The sequence below is a fragment of the Thermotalea metallivorans genome (assembly GCF_001562415.1).
Lineage (GTDB): Bacteria > Bacillota > Clostridia > Peptostreptococcales > Thermotaleaceae > Thermotalea > Thermotalea metallivorans.
The window spans coordinates 1-16,987 of sequence record NZ_LOEE01000021.1; the positions used below are offsets into that span (position 1 = coordinate 1).

At 38.7% G+C, this 16,987-nt stretch carries 16 protein-coding genes and 1 riboswitch; all 16 genes read left to right on the forward strand.

Annotation, left to right across the window (positions count from 1 at the left end):
* Positions 1 to 174: 174 nt before the first annotated feature.
* The 16 genes from sfsA to AN619_RS03780 all read left to right on the forward strand — a co-directional run bounded on the left by sfsA (position 175) and on the right by AN619_RS03780 (position 16,952).
* Positions 175 to 873: a DNA/RNA nuclease SfsA gene (sfsA, locus tag AN619_RS03705; protein ID WP_068555139.1), complete on the forward strand. Its 699-nt coding sequence runs from the start codon at positions 175 to 177 to the stop codon at positions 871 to 873.
* A 365-nt stretch (positions 874 to 1,238) separates the two neighbouring features.
* Complete coding sequence (locus AN619_RS03710) at positions 1,239 to 1,682, forward strand: Fur family transcriptional regulator (protein ID WP_334292191.1); 444 nt, start codon at positions 1,239 to 1,241, stop codon at positions 1,680 to 1,682.
* 268 nt (positions 1,683 to 1,950) lie between these two features.
* Positions 1,951 to 3,618, forward strand: coding sequence for a ribonuclease J (locus tag AN619_RS03715; protein WP_068555140.1), 1,668 nt, complete (start codon positions 1,951 to 1,953; stop codon positions 3,616 to 3,618).
* A gap of 72 nt (positions 3,619 to 3,690) precedes the next feature.
* Entirely contained in the window at positions 3,691 to 3,993 is a 303-nt protein-coding gene (locus tag AN619_RS03720; protein WP_068555141.1) for a LysO family transporter, read from the forward strand.
* Entirely contained in the window at positions 3,983 to 4,579 is a 597-nt protein-coding gene (locus AN619_RS03725) for a lysine exporter LysO family protein (protein ID WP_068555142.1), read from the forward strand. The genes AN619_RS03720 and AN619_RS03725 overlap by 11 nt, the downstream gene beginning before the upstream one ends.
* Positions 4,580 to 4,661: 82 nt before the next feature.
* Entirely contained in the window at positions 4,662 to 5,720 is a 1,059-nt protein-coding gene (gene mltG, locus AN619_RS03730) for an endolytic transglycosylase MltG (RefSeq protein WP_068555143.1), read from the forward strand.
* 63 nt (positions 5,721 to 5,783) lie between these two features.
* A complete protein-coding gene (locus tag AN619_RS03735; RefSeq protein WP_068555144.1) occupies positions 5,784 to 6,449 on the forward strand; it encodes an O-methyltransferase in 666 nt (221 codons plus the stop codon).
* Complete coding sequence (locus tag AN619_RS03740) at positions 6,437 to 7,678, forward strand: peptidase U32 family protein (protein ID WP_068555145.1); 1,242 nt, start codon at positions 6,437 to 6,439, stop codon at positions 7,676 to 7,678. Before AN619_RS03735 ends, AN619_RS03740 begins: the two co-directional genes overlap by 13 nt.
* Positions 7,671 to 8,321, forward strand: coding sequence for a uridine kinase (udk, locus tag AN619_RS03745; protein WP_198153230.1), 651 nt, complete (start codon positions 7,671 to 7,673; stop codon positions 8,319 to 8,321). Before AN619_RS03740 ends, udk begins: the two co-directional genes overlap by 8 nt.
* A gap of 72 nt (positions 8,322 to 8,393) precedes the next feature.
* Complete coding sequence (locus AN619_RS03750; RefSeq protein WP_198153231.1) at positions 8,394 to 10,100, forward strand: peptidoglycan D,D-transpeptidase FtsI family protein; 1,707 nt, start codon at positions 8,394 to 8,396, stop codon at positions 10,098 to 10,100.
* Positions 10,101 to 10,233: 133 nt separating this feature from the next.
* Positions 10,234 to 10,986 (forward strand): RNA polymerase sporulation sigma factor SigK, encoded by a 753-nt coding sequence (gene sigK, locus AN619_RS03755; protein WP_068555148.1) that lies wholly within the window; start codon positions 10,234 to 10,236, stop codon positions 10,984 to 10,986.
* A gap of 109 nt (positions 10,987 to 11,095) precedes the next feature.
* Positions 11,096 to 11,911: a CPBP family intramembrane glutamic endopeptidase gene (locus tag AN619_RS03760; protein WP_068555149.1), complete on the forward strand. Its 816-nt coding sequence runs from the start codon at positions 11,096 to 11,098 to the stop codon at positions 11,909 to 11,911.
* A 212-nt stretch (positions 11,912 to 12,123) separates the two neighbouring features.
* Positions 12,124 to 12,206, forward strand: a riboswitch (cyclic di-GMP riboswitch).
* 73 nt (positions 12,207 to 12,279) lie between these two features.
* Positions 12,280 to 13,962: a GspE/PulE family protein gene (locus AN619_RS03765; protein WP_068555150.1), complete on the forward strand. Its 1,683-nt coding sequence runs from the start codon at positions 12,280 to 12,282 to the stop codon at positions 13,960 to 13,962.
* Positions 13,963 to 13,976: 14 nt separating this feature from the next.
* Positions 13,977 to 15,032 carry a type IV pilus twitching motility protein PilT gene (locus AN619_RS03770; protein WP_068555241.1) on the forward strand — a complete coding sequence of 352 codons (1,056 nt, stop codon included), beginning with the start codon at positions 13,977 to 13,979 and terminating at the stop codon, positions 15,030 to 15,032.
* 23 nt (positions 15,033 to 15,055) lie between these two features.
* On the forward strand, positions 15,056 to 16,312 hold the full coding sequence (locus AN619_RS03775; RefSeq protein WP_242867309.1) for a type II secretion system F family protein: 1,257 nt from the start codon (positions 15,056 to 15,058) through the stop codon (positions 16,310 to 16,312).
* Positions 16,313 to 16,496: 184 nt separating this feature from the next.
* A complete protein-coding gene (locus tag AN619_RS03780) occupies positions 16,497 to 16,952 on the forward strand; it encodes a type II secretion system protein (protein ID WP_068555152.1) in 456 nt (151 codons plus the stop codon).
* The last annotated feature ends 35 nt before the right edge of the window (positions 16,953 to 16,987 follow it).

Below are 16,987 nucleotides of genomic sequence, written 5' to 3' on the forward strand. Positions count from 1 at the left end.
AAAGAATTAATATTTGATACTTTCGTATCCAGCTTCGAAAGTGCCAAAATTTATTCAACCGTTAAAGAAGCTGTGCAGAGCTTCCTTGACAAAGATCAGGTAGCTTAGTCAAACTTGTAAAGTGGTAAATTTGGTATATAATAAATGTAAATGATCAATTCTGGAGGAATCGCCTTGAGAGTAACCATTAATGGAGAATTGTTGGAAGCAGTATTTATCAAAAGATTAAATCGTTTTCTGGCAGAGATAGAAGTACAGGGCAATTTGCATAAAGCCCATGTGCCCAATACAGGGCGAATGAAGGAATTGCTTGTGGAAGGAGCAAGGGTTATCGTCAGATGCATAAGCGATGGGAACAGAAAAACAAAATATGACCTGATCATGGTATATAAGGGTCAAGATTTGGTGGCGATAGATGCTAAGCTTCCCAATGTGCTCCTTGAAAAAGCTTTGAAAGAAAACGGCATTCATCCGCTGGAAGGCTTCTCCCATGTTCAACGGGAAGTACGTTTTGGAAAGAGCCGGTTTGATTTAGCCCTGAGCAATGGCAGCAATCTGGCTTTTGTAGAAGCAAAATGTGTAACCTATGTGGGGGAGGATCAAGCAGCTTCTTTCCCTGATGCTCCCACGGAAAGGGGAAGAAAACATGTATTGGAATTAATAGATGTTGTAAAGGAGAATATGCGTGGGGCCGTTGTTTTTATCGTCCAAAGGGAAGATGCCTTATATTTTACACCCAATAGAAACATAGATCCTAAATTTGCCGATGCCGTAACAGAGGCGGCAAAGGCGGGGGTTGAGTTTTATGCCTTTCTTTGCAAAGTTGCGCCAAGGGAGATAAAGCTTTGGAAACCCATCCCCGTCATCCTGTAATCATTGACAATAGAAAAATAAAATGTTAGCATATAATTGAGAATAAATGTCACTCTAAATTAGGAGGACCAAGGTATGGAACGGAAAGAGAAAAAGGTGAGTATAATTTGCAAAACTTGTGGCAATAAAATAGAAGATCCTCATGTTCAAAGATGCCCAAGATGCTATTCAATGCTGAAAGAGCTGCCAAAATGTGAAAACTGTAAAGGATGTGGCTTAAAGACGACATCTTGCAATAAATAATAGATATTGCAAAATTTCTATCTATCCGTGATAGTTTCTACAGATTATTCCTTGACTTTACTGTTTTTTACAATTAAACTATTAATAAAAAGAATTTATTCATTGAAAAAGAAGGTGTTATCGTGACGGATATGATGGAAAATTTAAAAGATAAGCTCAAGGAAAAAGGCTATAAGCTCACACCTCAAAGACGGGCCACCTTAGACACCATTATGGAAAATCAGGGAAAGCATATGAGCACGGAAGAAATTTACGATTTGGTAAAGGAAAAGTGCCCGGAGATTGGTTTGGCCACTGTCTATAGAACGTTACAGCTTCTTGATGAATTAGGTGTAATTTCAAAAATTAATTTTGACGATGGCTGCAGCAGATACGAGCTAAACACCCATGAAGATGACCATCAGCATCATCATTTGATTTGCTTAAAATGCGGAAAAGTGATTGAGGTTGAAATGGACTTGTTGGAAGTGCTGGAGGAAGAAATCGAAAAAAATTACAATTTTGAAATTGAAGATCACAAAGTTAAATTTTTTGGATATTGTGATGCCTGCAAAAAAATCCTGTAACACGGTGTTCAGGATTTTTTTATTTAGACATATAGAAATTTCAATAAGAAAATCAAATCATATTTTCCTCCAAACCAGGTTTACTTATAATAAAAATAGTCATAATAAATGATAAAGGCATGAAGGTAGCTTGTGAAACGGTTATATGTTGCTAAGATATACCAAATGCAGTATAATAAACTTAATGCAACTTGTTCGTATGAATTGGTTTGTGGGATTATGCTTGGGTCGGATTAACATATACAGTAAAAATAGGGAGAGTGATCATGTGGCAAGAAAGCTTGCAAAAATCAAGGTAATTCCTTTAGGAGGACTAAACGAAATCGGAAAAAATATGATGGCCTTTGAATATAAAGATGATATCATCGTAATAGATTGCGGTTTAAGTTTCCCGGAGGATGAAATGTTGGGAATTGATATTGTGATTCCTGACATAACATACTTAATGAAAAACAAAGAAAAAGTGAGAGGAATTGTACTTACCCATGGACATGAAGATCATATTGGCGCATTGCCTTATGTTCTGAAAAAACTCAATGTTCCTGTCTATGGAACCAAATTAACATTAGGCCTGGTAGAAAACAAACTGAAAGAACATAAGATGAACGGCAGTGTGCACATGCAGGTAGTGAAACCTGGTGATGTGATCAAGTTGGGAGAATTCAAGGTAGAAATTATTAGAACCAGCCATAGCATTGCAGATTCTGTTTGTTTGGCAATCCATACATCCTTAGGCACCATTGTGCATACGGGCGATTTTAAAATTGATTATACACCTATCGATGGAGATGTCATCGATTTTCACAGGCTGGCAGAGTTGGGGCAAAAAGGTGTGCTGCTGCTGTTGGCCGATAGTACCAATGTGGAGCGACAGGGGTATACCATGTCTGAACGGACGGTTGGTGCTACTTTTGAAAATATTTTTCGAAATGCGACCCAGAGAATTATTGTTGCTACCTTTGCATCCAATGTGCACAGGGTTCAGCAGGTTGTCAATGCAGCCCACAAATTCAATCGAAAAGTATCTTTTTCAGGCAGAAGCATGGTGAATGTTGTCAACGTAGCCATGGAGTTGGGATATTTAAATGTTCCGGAGGATATATTGATCGATATCAATGATATCAATAAGTACCCGGATCATGAAATTGTGATTGTAACTACCGGAAGTCAGGGGGAACCCATGTCTGCCCTAGCTAGGATGGCTACTTCTGAGCATAAGAAACTGGAAATACAGCCGGGAGATATGGTCATTCTTTCTGCTACTCCGATACCGGGCAATGAAAAAACCGTGGCCCGCGTAGTAAATCAACTCTTTGAAAAAGGGGCCAATGTTATTTATGAGGCATTAGCCGATGTGCATGTGTCAGGCCATGCTTGCCAGGAAGAATTAAAGCTGATGCATTCCTTGATCAAGCCCCAGTTTTTTATACCTGTTCATGGGGAATACAGGCATTTAAAACAGCATGCAAAGTTGGCACAAAGCCTAGGAATGAACAGTGAGAACATTTTTACCATAGAAAACGGCCAAGTTGTTGAAATTTCTAAAGAAGGTGCCAAAATAGCAGGCAACGTCACTGCCGGCAACATTCTTGTAGACGGTTTGGGTGTTGGCGATGTGGGCAATATTGTCTTGAGAGATCGAAAACATTTGTCGGAAGATGGTTTGATGGTAGTAGTAGTAACCATCACCAAGGAAAATGGCCAAGTCATTGCAGGACCGGATATTATCTCCAGGGGCTTTGTGTATGTAAGAGAATCTGAGGATTTAATGGAAGAAGCAAAAACTGTTGTAAAAAATGCATTACAAACATGTCAAGTAAATAATGTACGGGAATGGGCTTCTTTAAAATCTGCCATTAAAGATAGTCTAAAATCTTTCCTGTACGAAAAGACAAAGAGAAGCCCTATGATTTTGCCGATTATTATGGAGATATAGTAAAAAAGATTATGCTGATCTGGCATAATCTTTTTTATGAAACTCTTTGCATTTTATATGAGGGGGGATACCATGCGCATCTTACTTTATATTTTTATAATTTCTATAGGCATCATCATTGGATATAAAGATATTTTGACAGAAAAATGGATGAGGAGCATATCAAAAATTCAAATGCTATGCTTGCTTTTTCTATTGTTTGTCATGGGATTGAACATCGGGGTAAACCGCAACATCGTCAATATTTTCATGAAATTAGGATACCAAGCTTTGGTTTTATCCACTTTTTCAATTATATTCAGTATCATAGGCGTCAAGTTGGTTTCGAAGAGACTGGGAAATATAAAAAGGGGAGAACGGGGACATGACAATTAGTATTTTATTATCGGTGATATCGGGAATCGCATTTGGATTGTTTATTTTTCCTCAAGCATATGTATCTTCCATAGGAATTATTGTTGATATCGGCCTTTGTGCACTCTTGTTTTTTGTAGGAATCGACATTGGCAGGAACAAAGATATTTTGCATCAGATCAAGCAAACGGGCATCAAAGTACTGCTGGTGCCTTTGATGGTTGCCGGGGGCAGTATTTTAGGCAGCATTGTAGGAGGAGAATTGCTCAACCTGCCTTTCAATGAGTCCAGTGCCGTTGGTGCAGGATTTGGCTGGTACAGTCTGTCCGCCATAGAGCTGTCAAAATATAGTGCGGAAACAGGCGCCTTGGCGTTTATTACAAATGTATGCAGAGAAATTATTGCCATTTTGACGATACCTTTTGTAGCAAAATATATCGGAACTTTAGAGGCGATTGCCCCTGCGGGCGCTACGGCAATGGATACCTCGCTGCCTGTGATTTCAAAATCAACCGATGGAAATACGGCCATCATCTCTTTTATTACAGGTTTAACCCTTTCGGTGTTGGTGCCGATTTTGGTACCACTGTTGATTGCCATGGGATAAAATATAAATTTTCAGGATTGTTGTAAAGTCCTGTTGAGAATTGTATAATTATATCATAAAATTTATTTTCGGAGGCAGTATGATGAAAACAACGATATCCAAGGAAAGTTTTGCGAAAAAAGCAACAAGAGGATTTGTCGTCACCATCGCTGCCCTAGCCATCTTTGCTATGGCTGCCGCCTTCTATTATCAACAATCTATAGGTCCTGTCAATGTACAAGAGAGCAAAACTATTCTTGTGGAGATCCCTAAAGGGGCTTCTACAATAAAGATTGCCCAAATTCTGAAGGAAAAAGGTTTGATAAAAAATAATTTGAGCTTTCGAATGCTTAGCAAACTTTCAAAGGTCGAAGGGAAAATGCAGGCCGGCATATATCAGCTAAAAAACAGCATGGATGCTAGGGAGATTATAAAAGTTTTAACCAGCGGGGATGTGGTAAAGGATACAGTGAAATTTACAATTCCGGAAGGCTTTGAGTTGCGCCAGATTGTAGATCGATTAGAAGGCATGGGGCTCATTGATAGGAAAAGATTCATAGAGCTGGTTCAACACGGAGAGTTTCATTATAAATTTCTGGAGGGTGTCCCCCAAGGGGAGAACAGGCTAGAGGGCTTTTTATTTCCAGATACCTATGAAATTTCAAAAAATGCCTTTGAAGAAGAAATTATTAAAAAAATGTTGGAGCGATTTGATGCCGTATTTAAGGAAGAATACTACCAGAGAGCAAAACAATTGAATATGTCGGTGCATGAAGTAGTGACATTGGCATCCATTATTGAAAGGGAAGCAAAATTGGACAAAGAAAGACCCTTGGTTTCCAGTGTATTTCATAACAGGCTTAAAAAGGGTATGCTGCTGCAGTCCTGCGCTACAGTTCAGTATGTACTGGGCGAAAGAAAAGAAAATCTGAGTCTTAAAGATATTGATATTGATTCACCTTATAATACCTATAAAAATATCGGCCTGCCGCCGGCTCCCATTGCATCACCGGGGAAGGCATCCATAGAAGCTGCATTATATCCTGCGCAAACAGATTATTATTATTTTGTAGCAAAAACCAATGGAGAACATGCTTTTAGCAAGACTTATGAAGAACATTTGAGGGCAAAGAATGCGAATGACCCCATAGGGAAAAAATAATACGTGGATAGATGCCACGTATTCATTTTTGTGTTATAGACTTGATAAAAGGAGTTGCTGGGTTTGAATAATATTGTAAATCAAGCTGTTGAAGCCTATATCAGGGATGTGTTGCCCAAAAACGAAGGACTGCTGGCAGAAATGGAAAATTTTGCAGCCCTCCATCATATTCCCATTGTTCATCGGGAAGTAGCAAAATTATTGGAGGTAATCACGAAAATCAATCATACAAAGGCAGTTTTAGAAGTAGGGACAGCCATCGGATATTCTTCCATCATTATGTGTAATGCCATGGAAGATGGCAGGGTTTTGACCATAGAAAAAAGAAAGGATATGGTGGAAAAAGCAAGGGATTATATTCAAAAGGCAGGTTTGGAGGAACGAATTGATATTTTGCATGGAAACGCCGAAGAAATACTGCCCCAACTTCATAGAAAATTTGATTTAATTTTTTTAGATGCTGCAAAAGGTCAGTACATGGAATTTTTGTCATCTTGTATTCATCTTTTGGAAGAAGAGGGCGTTTTGATATCGGACAATGTATTATATAAAGGAATGGTTGCCTCCAATGCGTATGTGATCAGAAGAAAAAAGACGATTGTAAAAAGAATGAGGACCTATTTAGACCATATTATGCACCATCCCAGTCTTACGTCTTGTTTGTTGCCTATAGGAGATGGTGTAGCCATCAGTTATAAAGGCAAGGAGGTAAAAACGTGGAAAAAGTAGAGTTATTGGCACCGGCAGGAGATCTGGAAAAATTAAAAATGGCCATTATTTATGGTGCAGATGCAGTCTATGTGGGAGGCCAGACTTTTGGATTGCGGGCAAGCGCAAAAAATTTTTCTTTTGAAGATATGAAAGAAGGAATCAGCTTTGCCCACGGACGGGGGAAAAAGGTATATGTTACGTTAAATATTATTCCCCACAATGAAGATTTAAAAGAACTGCCTCACTACCTCAAAAAATTGAAGGAAATAAACGTTGATGCAGTGATTTTATCGGATCCTGGAACCCTTCTGTATGTGAAAGAGTATGCGCCGGAGCTGGAAGTACATTTGAGTACGCAAGCAAACAATACAAATTTCGCTAGTGCTCAATTTTGGTACAGGCAGGGAATTAAAAGGATTATTCTGGCCAGAGAGCTTTCTTTTCAAGAAATTAGAGAGATCAGGGAAAATACTCCCGAAGACTTAGAACTGGAAGCCTTTGTTCATGGAGCCATGTGCATCTCCTATTCCGGAAGATGTCTTCTGAGCAATTATATGGTAAACAGGGATGCAAATCGGGGAGAATGTGCCCATCCTTGCCGGTGGAAATATTATTTGATGGAGGAAAAAAGACCCGGTGAATATATGCCTGTTTTTGAGGACGAAAAAGGCACTTATTTCTTTAATTCAAAGGATTTGTGCATGATTGAATATATTTCTGAATTGATTGAATCCGGATTATCCAGCTTAAAAATAGAAGGCAGAATGAAGAGTGTTTACTATGTAGCCAATATTGTGAGGGTGTATCGCAAGGCAATTGATACCTATTATGAAAAGGGAAAAGATTATCAATTTCACCCGGAGTGGATGGAGGAAATACGAAAGGCAAGTCATAGAGACTTTACCACCGGTTTTTATTTGGGGAAACCGGGACACCAGGAACAGATTTATTCAACCAGCGCCTATGTGCGGGAGTATGATTTTGTAGGGATTGTTTTGGATTATGATGCCCATCGACAAATTGCAACCGTTGAGCAGAGAAGCAGGATTTTTCAAGGCGATGTGATTGAAGTAATTGGACCGGACATGAAGATGTTCACACAAAAAATTGATCAGATGTGGAATGAAAATGATGAAGAAATCGAAGTGGCACCCCATGCCCAACAGGTTATTAAAATCAAGATGTCCAATCCCGTAAAAAAATATGATATATTCAGAAAAGATAGGAAGGATGATCGGGTTGAGTAAACCTATTTTGATTGGAATTACCGGCGGTACAGGCTCGGGAAAAAGCACCATTGCAAAAGCAATATTCGAATGCCTTCCCGAAAAGAACATTACCATCATTGAACAAGACTCTTATTATAAAAACCAAAATCATATGACCTTGGAGGAAAGGGTCCGTATCAACTATGATCATCCTTTAGCCTTTGATACGGAATTGTTGATTTCCCATCTAAAAGACTTATTGTCAGGAAAAAGCATACAAAAACCGATTTATAATTTTTCCATACATACAAGGGAACAAGAAACCGTCTTGGTGGAGCCCAAAGACATCATTATCCTGGAAGGAATTATGATTTTGGATGATGAAAGACTGAGAGATTTGATGGATATAAAAATATTTGTTGATACCGATGCGGATGTGAGAATCATCAGAAGGATTTTGAGAGATATAAAGGAAAGGGGTAGAACGCTGGATTCTGTGATTGAACAATATTTAAATACCGTCAGACCTGCCCATCAACAATTCATCGAGCCCTATAAAAAATATGCAGATATCATTATACCCGAAGGGGGCTACAACAAAGTTGCTATTGATATCATGGTGGCGAAGGTAAAATCCATTATATATGAGAAACAAAAGGGCGGCATCATCAATATCTTATAATCTATCATGTATATACCTTCCTGAAATTGGAGAAAATGAAGACATCCAATGGATTCAGGGAAGGTGTTTTTTTTGCAAACGAGAGCGGAGAGAAAAAAACGGGAGCTTTGGCCGGAGTTGCAGGATCACTATCAAAAAAGACTGATGCTGATGGGTGTCAGTTTTACATGCATTCTTTTTTTGCTAATCGGCAGATTGGCCTACATCCAGCTAATGAAGGGGCATGATTACAAGAATCGGGCCATGCGGCAATGGTTCAAGGAATTGCCCGCAGGGATCAATAGGGGAAAAATCTATGATAGAAATATGATTCCTTTGACCAATAGAAATAAATCAAGTTATCTTATCCTATATCCCGATATTTTTCAAAGATCCCAAGAAAACCTTGAAATCATCAGCGAATTAACGAAAATATCTCCTTATGTTTTAAAGTACGAAGTCTTGGCAAGCCATCGACCTATTCAGCTGGAAGTAAAGAATTATGATATCAACTTCATAAAAAAAGTTTTCACAATGAGAGGCGTATATCCCATCGACAGGGAAGAACGTTATAGTCGGAATGGATTGGCTTCCCATGTCATCGGATATATTAATAAAATTGATAATGTGGGGAGCAAAGGAATTGAAAAGCAATTGGATGATATATTAACTGAAAATCAATCCGATATGTTGGGTGCCATCGTAGACGCCCAGAAGCGAATGATCCCCGGCTTGGGGTATAAGACCATTGAAAGTAATCCGGGAAAAATAAAAAAGAATATTGTGCTTACCATCGATTACAGAGTTCAGAGAATTATAGAAGAAGCGTTTGATAAATATCATCAAAAGGGCAGTGTGGTTGTATTGGATGCACAAAATGGCGATATTTTGGGAATGGTGAGTAGACCTAATTATGATCAAAACAACGTAGCTGCCTATTTGGAAAGCAATAATAAAGAATTGTATAATAGAGCCGTTCAGATGGCATATCCTCCTGGATCTGTTTTTAAGATCGTTGTTGCAGCTGCTGCCCTTGAATATGGTTTGGTAGATCTGAAGGACACTTTTTATTGTAAAGGTTATGAAAAAATAGACGGTGTTGTCATGAAATGCAACAGCTATGAAGACGGAGGACACGGAGAAATCAATTTGGAAAAGGCATTTGCAGTCTCTTGCAATTCAGCTTTCATACAACTGGGCCAGCAGGTCGGCGGTAAAAAGGTGATGGAAATGGCTAAAAATTTAGGATTCGGTTCTCCAACGAATATAGAATTGCCGGAGGAAACAAAGGGTAATCTTCCTTCGGAAGATTACATGAAGGGTGCAGGAATCGGAAATATATCCATAGGTCAGGGAACGCTGGAAGCAACGCCCCTGCAGATTGCAAAATTAACTTCGGTGATTGCAAATGACGGCGTCATGAGAGATATACGGCTTTTAAAGAAAATTGTAGATGAAAAGGGAAATGTATTACAAGAGAATTTCCCTGAGAAATCCTCCCGTGTACTATCGGAAGGTACAGCCCGAAAAATTCAACAGATGATGGAAAAGGTTGTAAAAGAGGGAACGGGATCTAAGATACATTTAGATGATTTTGGCGGTGCTGCAGGAAAAACTGGATCTGCGGAGGCATTCTCCGAAGGCAGACCTGTGGTTCATGCATGGTTTACCGGCTACTTTCCTTTAAAGACACCCAAATATATTATCACCATTATCATAGAAGGTGGCGGTGGTGGCGGAAAGGTGGCCGCCCCCTTGTTTCACGAAATAGGAGAAAGAATCGCCTTATTAGAAAAATAATAGAGATATGGTTTTTATTTAGAGAGATATGGTTTTTATTTAGAGAGATGGGCATCTTTTGCAAAGACATGCACATTTCTCTTTTTTTTTACATATAATTTTAAATGACCTGAAAAAGGAGGTGGGCATTTTCATGTGGACTACCGTATTCACATTGTCAGTAGTACTCGCCAAGCCTATATTATCACTTGTATCCTATGTTTCTACAAATAACTCGTTTCCCAAACCCCTTACACCGGAGGAAGAAAATTACTACTTGGAATTGTATGAGCAAGGGGACGAGGAAGCAAAAAATATTCTGGTTGAAAGAAATCTAAGACTTGTTGCCCATATTGTAAAAAAATATCATAATACAGGAAGAGAAGTGGACGACTTGATATCCATAGGAACCATTGGCTTGATTAAAGCCATTACAACCTTTGACCGGCATAAGGGTACCAGACTGGCCACCTATGCGGCTCGATGTATTGAAAATGAAATTCTCATGACAATTCGTTCCAGTAAAAAAATCAAGAGTGAAGTATCCCTGCAGGATCCTATCGGTGTGGACAAAGAAGGAAATGAGATATCCCTGATTGATATTTTGGGTACGGAAGCGGATGAAGTTTTGGATGAGGTGGAATTAAAGATTCAAGTGAAAAAGTTATATCAAAAGATGGCCAAAATACTGAAGAATAGAGAACGGACGGTCCTTGAGCTAAGATATGGCCTTGCCAGCGGAGGAAGCAAGACCCAGAGGGAAATCGCCAAATTATTGGGAATATCTCGCTCCTATGTATCAAGAATAGAAAAAAGAGCCATCAGCAAATTGAGCAAAGCATTTAATGCAAACATCAAAATGGACATAGACGATGAAGAGGATCAGGAAGAGGATCAAGAAGAATAAAGAAATGCAAATGAATGGAATTATTCTTGACTACATTTACAATGCCTGCGAAATCGTGTATCATTAAAGCTAGACAATTTGCGAAAAATACAAAATTGGGAGGATTTCGATGAAAAAATATCTTATAGTGGCAGGCAATATATTCAAATATACTTTCATATACTTGGTCTTGCAAATGGCAGCCGGTATCATCATGGGAATTGTCTATACAATAAAATATATCGACACGTTAACAGAAGCCCAAATACAGGAAAAACTGATGGAGGATATATTTATTGGCGTAGGAATCTCTGCCATATGCGCACTGTTGATTTATATGCTGCTGTTCAGAAACAAAGAAGAAAATTTATGGGAACGGTGTAAATTTAAAAAAATACATCTTCGGCAATTCTTTTTTACAATGTTGGCGGCCTTGGGATTATCGGCAATCTCCAGCAGTTTTGTGCTAATCACTTATGAAAAATTTGAAAGTTACGCAGAAGTATCGAGGAATATTCATGCAGGGTTAAATACCCTTATCGGGACCATCTGCATTATTGTATTGATACCGATTTTTGAGGAAATTTTATTTAGAGGCCTAGTCCTAAATGAGTTAAAAAGATGCTTTGGCATTGCCATCAGTGTAGGGATTCAATCTGCCATTTTTGCTTTATATCATGGCAACCTGCTCCAAGGCATCTATACTTTTGCATTGGGAATTATGCTAGGATTGGTTTATATCTGGTTTGAAAATATCTGGATTCCTGTTTTAATGCATGTAAGTTATAATTTTTTAGGAACCCTTGTTTTCCCTGTACTTCTTTATTATACAGAAAAGTTTGTGGCTTTCTATATTTTGACGGGTATTTTGGCGCTCAGCTTATCTCTGTTCTACTTATATCGCAGAAGAATGCATGATCTATGGTCTGAAGAAGCCAATGCATAAAACAGTATCCTGTCTCTTGGTGACGACGAAGGTTGGAAAATGTTGAAACTTCACTATTTCCAAGGAAATAATCTATATAGAGAATACAGCAGGATGCATCTTTCTTTCATATAAAATAATTTTTTCAAGCAGTCAAATGATTTCTAGAAGGATTTTACAACTTATCGTCGAATTTTTCCTATAAAATAATAGGACAAAAGTCACAAAAATAGATATTTGTTAGGGCAGGAGAAGCATGACTATATGTGGACGCTTACGTCATGTGGATGCAGTGGCGTAACCGACTAACTATGGCGATTGTAGTTAGTTTTTTTATGTTTTTTTACGTTGAATGGAATTCTTATATGACAGAATGGGAGAAATCATATATGCTCAACCAAAATAGAAAAAGACTGGGAGATTTACTTGTTGATGCTGGTTTAATCACCAAAGAACAATTAAATATTGCCTTAGAGCTTCAAAAAAAGACAGGAAAAAAACTGGGTGAACTGCTGATAGAAGAAAACTATGTACAGGAAAAAGAGATCATCGAAGTATTGGAATTTCAGTTGGGAATCCCCCATATGGATTTGGAAAAATATTATATTGATCCGGATATACCAAAGCTGATCAGCGAAGTATTAGCCCGAAGACATGTTTTAATTCCTATTAAAAAAGATAGAGGCAAAATTGTCGTCGCAATGGCAGATCCATTAAATATATTTGCCATGGATGACATAAAAATCGCAACGGGATTAGATGTTGAACCTGTCATTGCTTCCAAGAAAGATATCTTAAATGCAATCGAGCAGTACTATGGTCAGCAGTATGCTGAAAAAGCCATTGAAGATTTTAAAAAACAATATAATATGGATGATATTTCTGTTCTGGATGATGATGTGCTGAATGAGATCAATAACGCACCCATTGTGAGATTGATAAATTCTATTATACAGCAGGCAGTGAAGGCAAAAGCCAGTGATATTCATATTGAACCCTTTGAAGAAATTGTAAGGGTACGATTTCGTGTGGATGGCGAGCTGCAAGAGATCATGACTCCTTCAAAATCTGCTCATTCCGCCATCATTACCAGAATCAAAATCATGGGAAAAATGAATATTGCTGAAAAAAGAGTTCCACAGGATGGCCGGATAGAAACCGTAGTAGATGGAAAAGAAGTAGATCTGCGTATTTCTATACTTCCCACCGTACATGGCGAAAAAATCGTTATTCGTCTTTTGGATCGGAGTGGGTTTTTGGTTAGCAAAAGCCAATTAGGATTTACCGATGATAATTTGGCCTTATTTGATAAAATTATTAGAAATCCAAGTGGAATGATCCTTGTAACAGGTCCTACAGGCAGTGGAAAAACAACAACTTTATATACAATTTTAAGTGAACTGAATAAACCCAATATAAATGTGATTACCATAGAAGATCCTGTGGAGTATAGATTGCACGGAACAAATCAAGTTCAAGTAAATATCAAGGCAGGGTTGACATTTGCCTCTGGACTGCGATCCATTCTTCGACAAGACCCAGACGTAATTATGATCGGTGAAATTAGGGATGCTGAGACCGCTCAGATTGCCACCCGTGCTGCTATCACAGGACATTTGGTGCTGAGTACCATGCATACCAATGATACGGCTTCTACTGTAGCCAGATTAGTAGATATGGGCATTGAACCTTACCTTGTTTCTTCTTCTGTAGTGGGCGTCGTTGCCCAGCGGCTAGTGAAAAGGGTCTGTCCCCAATGTGCCGTCCCTTATGAACCAACAAATGCCGAAAGAAAGCTTTTAGAGCTAACCTATGAAGTCACTTTATATAAGGGGAAAGGATGCAGTGCTTGTAATTTTACCGGATATAAAGGCAGAACGGCTATTCATGAAGTGATGCCTGTCCAACGTGAGATTAGGGCATTGATTGACAGTAGAGCAGCCATTGATGAAATTCGAAGGACAGCCATAAAGCATGGAACGACCCCTTTGAAGGAAAACTGTAAACAATTGATTTTTCATGGCATTACTACTACGGAAGAATTATTAAGAGTAGCATACAGCATTGACTAGGCGGTGACATAATGATGAATTTATTGGAGTTGCTTGATACAACCGTAAAAGCGAAAGCATCTGACCTACATATTACTGTAGCAGTACCTCCCGTTTTGCGTATCAATGGAAAATTGGAGCAATTGGATTTTCCTTCATTAACCCCTAAGGACACGGATGCCCTCGTTCAACAGCTGCTTACCGAAAAACAGTTGTGGGAACTGGACGAAAATGGAGAGATAGATTTATCCTATTCTAATGCAGGTTTGGGAAGGTTTCGCGTAAATGTGTACAAACAGCGGGGAAGTTATGGTATGGCTTTTCGTGTCGTTGCATTAACCATTCCTACCATGGAGTCTCTGGGACTTCCGCTTGTCCTTCAGGATTTGGCCCTTAAAAAACGAGGGATGGTTTTGGTTACCGGTCCCACGGGCAGTGGGAAATCAACCACATTGGCAACGATGATTGATTATATCAACAGGACAAGAAAATGCCACATTTTGACCTTAGAAGATCCTATTGAATATTTACATAAACATAATCAAAGTATTGTAAACCAAAGAGAAATCGGAAATGATTCAAAAAGCTTTGCAAAGGCCCTTCGGGCAGCACTAAGACAAGACCCCGATGTTATTTTGGTAGGAGAAATGCGTGATCTCGAAACCATCAGCATTGCTTTAACTGCAGCAGAAACAGGTCATCTTGTACTATCTACGCTGCATACCTTAGGAGCTGCGAAAACTGTTGACAGAATTATTGATGTGTTTCCGCCGGAGCAACAGCAGCAGATTAGGATACAACTGGCAACAGTTTTAGAAGGCATCATATCTCAGCAGTTATTGCCTAACATTTCAGGGAAAGGCCGTGTAGCCGCTTTGGAAATCATGATAGCGACGCCCGCTATCCGAAATCTAATCCGTGAGGGAAAAACCTATCAGATCAACACATCCATTCAAACCGGCATGAAGTTTGGCATGCAAACCATGGACAATGCCCTAAAAGATTTGTATATCAAAGGGGTTATCTCGAGGGACACAGCATTAAGCAGTGCTATCGATCGGGAAATGCTGGAAAGATTCATAAGCTTTTAGTACGGGGATAAGATGTACATCCTTTGCCACCAATATTCTTGAATCTGATGATAGAGGTGATTGATTTGCCGGTATATAAATATAAGGCAGTAGCCGGTACAACGGGAGAGAGCATTGAAGGTGTTTATACTGGAAAATCAAAAGAAGAAGTTATCCAAATGCTCCGTGAAAGACAGCATTATCCTGTTTTCGTCAAAAACCTGGACGAAAGAAAGGATATTCAGATAACTCAACTGCTTCACCGAGTTACGTCAAAGGATATTGCTGTGTTTTGCAGGCAGTTTTATACCATGCTGAATGCCGGAATATCTATTGTCAACTGTTTAGATATACTTTGCCGCCAGACGGAAAATAAAAAATTGAAGAAAGCTGTAGAGGATGTATATGAAGAAGTACAAAAAGGGATGGGATTGTCAGAAACCCTGAGAAAACAAAAAAATATTTTTCCAGATCTGCTGATCAATATGGTGGAAGCAGGGGAAATTAGCGGAACTCTGGATGTCATTATGGATCGCATGGCAACCCACTATGAAAAGGAAAACAAAATTAACAATAAGATCAAGGGGGCCATGATTTATCCTATTGTGCTGAGTATCGTAGCCATGGGCGTTGTGGCATTTTTATTGACTTTTGTTATGCCAACCTTTGTCGGTATGTTTCAATCCGGCGGCGTGGAACTTCCTTTCCCAACGAGAATACTGCTCTTCATCAGCGACAGCATTCGAAAATATTGGTATCTGTTGATATTGGCCTTCTTAGGCGTGGTATATGGATTAATATCCTTTGTCAGATCCGACAAAGGCAAATGGCTGATTGATAATTTCTTGTTTCGTATTCCTGTTGTAAAAGGCACAATACAGAAAATTGTAACTGCCCGTTTTACCAGGACGCTATCCACTTTATTGTCCAGCGGCATACCCCTTTTGCAGGCATTGGATGTGGTAGCCAAGATTGTTGGCAATAAAGTAGTAGAAAAGGGTATCCAAACGGCAAAAGAAGAAGTAAGGAAAGGCACAGGCTTAGCAGGGCCTATAAAAAAAATCGGTATATTTCCACCTATGGTGGATTCTATGATTGCTGTAGGGGAAGAATCCGGTTTCTTAGATGAGATCTTGGAGAAGACAGCTAATTTTTATGATGAGGAAGTGGAAGCAGCATTGACAAAAATGACTGCATTGATAGAACCGCTGATGATTGTTGTCATGGCATTCATTGTTGGCGCAATTGTGATCGCCATGGTATTGCCAATGTTTGATATGATGAATACGATAAAAATCTAGCCTTGGTTATTCAAGCAAAGTTAATCTACGGCTTATGAAGTCTTTATATAGCATTTTAGACTTTAAAGCTGTATGAGGATAATGCATGTTCATTTGAAATAAAGGGGGTATGGGAGATATAAGGAAGATGTTTTCTATCTTTAATCTTTATCTTTTAAAATTTTTATAAAAAGGAGGACACGAAATGATTGGAAAAATTAGTAAATTATTGAGAAGCAGAAAAGGCTTTACGCTCATTGAACTTATCGTTGTGATGGCTATTCTGGGGATTTTAGCAGCGATTGCCGTACCTAAATTTAGTGGATTTACTGACAGAGCCAAAAAAGCTGCCGATGAGCAACTGGCCTCAATTATAGGCAATGCTATAAATCTTGCGTTATCTACAAATGAGTTTAAACATATTACGACTGGTCAGTCTACTATTGTTGTCACAAATGATACAACGAATAACGTATTGAATTTTGATGGTACAGGTATTAAGGATAGTGATGGAATTACAGATTTATCTGATGCCAATTTAGGTAATAAAATGAAAAACTATGTAGATAATAAAAAGCTATTGCAATATTACAAAAAGATAACTTATACCATTGAATCTAATGGAGATGTTAGCTTTACCTTTTCTACTACACTACCATAATCCACAAAAATGCTTCTCTTGTTCTGTTTCAAAAA

Bases quoted from the DNA above. Each gene is read 5' to 3' on its own strand.
- AN619_RS03720 (WP_068555141.1), top strand. From the start codon at position 3,691: ATGCGCATCTTACTTTATATTTTTATAATTTCTATAGGCATCATCATT.
- AN619_RS03725 (WP_068555142.1), top strand. From the start codon at position 3,983: ATGACAATTAGTATTTTATTATCGGTGATATCGGGAATCGCATTTGGA.
- mltG (WP_068555143.1), top strand. From the start codon at position 4,662: ATGAAAACAACGATATCCAAGGAAAGTTTTGCGAAAAAAGCAACAAGA.
- sigK (WP_068555148.1), top strand. From the start codon at position 10,234: ATGTGGACTACCGTATTCACATTGTCAGTAGTACTCGCCAAGCCTATA.
- AN619_RS03760 (WP_068555149.1), top strand. From the start codon at position 11,096: ATGAAAAAATATCTTATAGTGGCAGGCAATATATTCAAATATACTTTC.
- AN619_RS03765 (WP_068555150.1), top strand. From the start codon at position 12,280: ATGCTCAACCAAAATAGAAAAAGACTGGGAGATTTACTTGTTGATGCT.
- AN619_RS03770 (WP_068555241.1), top strand. From the start codon at position 13,977: ATGAATTTATTGGAGTTGCTTGATACAACCGTAAAAGCGAAAGCATCT.
- AN619_RS03780 (WP_068555152.1), top strand. From the start codon at position 16,497: ATGATTGGAAAAATTAGTAAATTATTGAGAAGCAGAAAAGGCTTTACG.